Source organism: Pseudomonas sp. 05T35, assembly GCF_056396605.1.
The window spans coordinates 1-3602 of the sequence record NZ_JBFTLU010000453.1; the positions used below are offsets into that span (position 1 = coordinate 1).

The 3602-nt window shown below is 55.1% G+C and carries 2 protein-coding genes; both read right to left on the reverse strand.

Annotation, left to right across the window (positions count from 1 at the left end; genetic code table 11):
- Positions 1 to 108 precede the first annotated feature (108 nt).
- Positions 109 to 1122: a PD-(D/E)XK motif protein gene (locus tag AC1DH9_RS25100; protein ID WP_477808980.1), complete on the reverse strand. Its 1014-nt coding sequence runs from the start codon at positions 1120 to 1122 to the stop codon at positions 109 to 111.
- Positions 1122 to 3602, reverse strand: a 2481-nt coding sequence (locus tag AC1DH9_RS25105) for a Z1 domain-containing protein (RefSeq protein WP_477808981.1), incomplete at its 5' end; no start/stop codon positions are given. The genes AC1DH9_RS25105 and AC1DH9_RS25100, both read right to left, overlap by 1 nt.

Here is a 3602-nt window from a genome sequence, read left to right on the forward strand (position 1 = left end):
CAGTAAATACGGCCTCTGCAGGCACAGGAGCTTCCCCCGGTGCAACATCCTTCAAAATTTCTTCTCGAATCGATGCCTGCGTGTCCCGCAGAAAATCCACAAGTTCCATCAAACGACTCCAAGTTGCTCAAGCACATCCGCCAAGGGATGGTTATCGGCGAGTATTAATGCTAAATCGAGCTCGTACTGCGCTCGACGAATGGCTGTCGAGATGCCGAAAGGAGTCAGCCTAGGAAACTCCGCATCAACGAGATGCACCCTTATCTCGCTGAGCGAAAAGCGACGACTGTAGTTCTCTGCCTGCATGTCCAGATACCCAGCCTGATGAAGTGCCTGTTCGAAAAGTCTGGTCGCTGCGGGATCAGGCTCCAGCAGACAGCGCAAATCCGCCACGGACTCGGGAAGTGACATTCCCGAGTCCGTCGATCCGAAGCGAAGTGCTGCAAGGAAGAGTGGCGGACACTGGGATTCATCGAGTTGATCCAGGGAGGCGATCCTCACCGGAAAGCCTTCCGTTGCCATTGTGGACTTGACCTCTATCGCCCCCGTACCAATTTGAAAGTCATGAAGCCCGTCGAGCGGCCCTTTCCACCCTTGTACAGCCGAGAAAAGCAGCACGCCTTCATCAAGCAGCTGCCGCAGCAGACAGAGCTCACCCACAAGCCCCAGTTCGGCTTCGGGCTCCAGCCCTTCCCGTCCTTTTCGCATAAATTCCTGCCACCCGCGCACTCTTCCAAGCAGTCGCTGATACACAAGTTCTTCGGTACAGCCATTGGCGGATTCCAGCAGTCCGCATACATCGGAGACAACGGCTGCAAACAGCTCCAGGCTGCCTTCCGGTTGACGGACGATTGCAAGCCACTGGTAATCACCAGCGGCCTCACCCAGCCCGACCCTTTCAATGCGAAATCCCTGCCCCTGAGGCAACTGTGAGGTCGGCGCCATTCTGCAGTTCGCAAAACCGACCAGAACAGCCTCCTCATTGCCTGGCGCATGTCTGGCTGCCTTGATCCTGATTGTTGCTCTCTGAAACAGATCAATCGACCGCCATCCCGGTGMCGACGCATTGCCGGGGAGGGCTCGCCAGATACCAAGCAACTCAGAACTACTCACTGCCGCCATTACTGTTGCTGCTCCCACATGAGGTTAGTGACGACATAGGGCACAGATTTGCCCGCATTGCTGGAAGGAAAGCTGATTGCAAATGCAACGACAGGCACATCAACTCCCGAGACTTTAGAGTCCTCTGGGTCAAGAAGGTAAATAAGCAGAAGCCCTCTTTCGGGATGCGGTGCTACTTGTCCACGTCCTTGACCACGAACACGTCTGATGTAAGGTCCGCTTGGCATCTCGGGCAATTCCTTGCCTCTGGCACGGCCGGGGTCAGGCTTCCAGTCCGTCCGAGTCCACTCAAGCGCGGCATTCCACGACGACTCATCAAGGTCCAGAGCTTCATCCTGAGGAGAAAGCAGACGACCTATCGAATACTTGTGGTCAACCTCCTGAGACTTGTTTATTCGCTTCATTCGCTTTACCGGAAAGCCTGCAACATCTTCGGTGCCGGCAACCCCACCCCCGATCACGGCAACTGTCCAAGAGGTAAGCTCGCCCGACCGGCTCATCTCCTCAATGAAGTTCGCAAGCAGGTCACTTCTCACTTTTCGGGAGTCCGGGTGCGTCTGGTACGCCCTCAGAAAGTCGACGACGGGCTGTGCCTGAATACCATCCCAGGTAACCCCGTTCCAGCTATCGCTCCGGCCGTTTCGGCTCTGCGGAGGAATCGATGATCCCGTGCCCATGGTGCTTACAAGAAAGTTGAAAGCCGCGATATTCTGTTCGAGCTGGGTGGGTTCCTTGAAGAAGCTGACCGTCTCGACAATGTCCCCGCTGAAAGACAGATACAGTGTTTTGGCGGTCCTCATTTTCAGGGGCGAGGTCACCATCAACACCGGGTGAGAGACGACCTTGAGACCATACTGACGTGGTGTCAGCCCGCTATCTTTCATGAAGTCGAATTCGGCTCTCAACTCTTCCGCTGCGTCGGCAATGTGCTCGAACCATTCAACCAGATCCGTCGTGGTGTAGAGGCGACACAAGTCCAAGTAACCCGGTCGATAGCCGAACCAGCGTCCCATCTGCATTAACGTGTCGTACATCTTAGAAGCCCGAAGAAAATAGCTGACACACAGGCCTTCAAGCGTAAGACCTCGGGCCAGCTTGTCTCCTCCAATTGCAATAACCTTAAGCCCCGTGGCGCTGTCTACATAGTCCAGCGCATCCTTTGCAGTACCATTAATCATGCGCACATCGATCTGCTCCAGCAGATCAGGTAACGCTCGCTCTATCTCGAGCCAATCGTCAGCTTTGCACCGAGAGCCCTCTCCCATCTGCTTTTCAATTTCGTGGCTTGTCGTCCGGATGTCTCTATCCCACAGACTGCAGAGTTCAGCCAGAACGCCCTCATGGTCGATGCGCCTTCTAAGCCGCTGCTTCAACTGCATGATGTAACTGCGTACCTGCCCGTGTACATGCTGCTGAACCAAGTTGAATCGCGTGACGTGTACTAGCATCGAGCTGTGTTCGGCTCCCTGCCCCCGCAGTTGACGAATGGTGCATGCCAGTACGAATGCCTGTATTGCCTCGACCAGCGAAGGAGGCATGACGTCGGAAGGCACATAACTGCTTTTGTGGCCGACAGGCATCCAGCCGCCCTTTCCGTCAGTGGAGCAGTGATCCGTGACCGGACGAACCAGATCGAGAGCGCCGATGCGTCCATTCTCTCCTGCCAGTCCGAACACCCTTGACGGGCCGATGTAGCTGGATGGCGCGGACAGATTGGTGATGAATGCTGCCGGGAACAGATCGGGCCCTTCCTTTACTGTCTCTCCCTGCTCGTGGATATAGATGTTTGCAAACGGAGTGGCCGTATAACCGATATAGGCCTTTCTCGAGAAGGAGTGCAGTATCTGGCGAATCAGGCTGTTAATTGCCGTGGGTTCATGTTCGAGATCAGGCTGGCCGTTTTCGTCTACAACCTTCTCACCGGTATCCACCGATGCATGATCCGCTTCGTCATCAACGATCAGCAGAGGGAGATGGGTTACCAGTGGGCGACCGGTTTCCGGATCCGTCGTTTCTGCAACATGCTTGTGAATCCACTTCAACAGACGCTGCAGAACCGTCTTGTTCTTCTTGACGACGAACAGCCAAGGTTTCTGTTCCGGCGAGACACCAAGATTTTTCACAAACTTGGTGTTGAAGTCTCCAGTCTCGGTCCTGTTGGTAACATATTGGGGACGCAACGCAGGAGAGGGGTCAATTTTTCCAACTCCGATGGCTACATTTCCCTCTCCCTCTATGGGGCTGGTTTCATAGCCAAGAAACCCCTCATCCAGTCGCATCTGAGTCTGGGAACGCAGGTTGTTGTGAAGCCCTGCCAGCACGATTATGATTTTATATCCAGCATCCGCCGCCTTGCAGATAAGCCCCGTATAGTTCCCGGTCTTGCCGGACTGCACGTGGCCGACAACCATGCCGCGACGATCCCAGGGGCCTTCACGCCCAGGATCTTCCAGCATGGAAAGAACGTTGTCGGTGGTTTC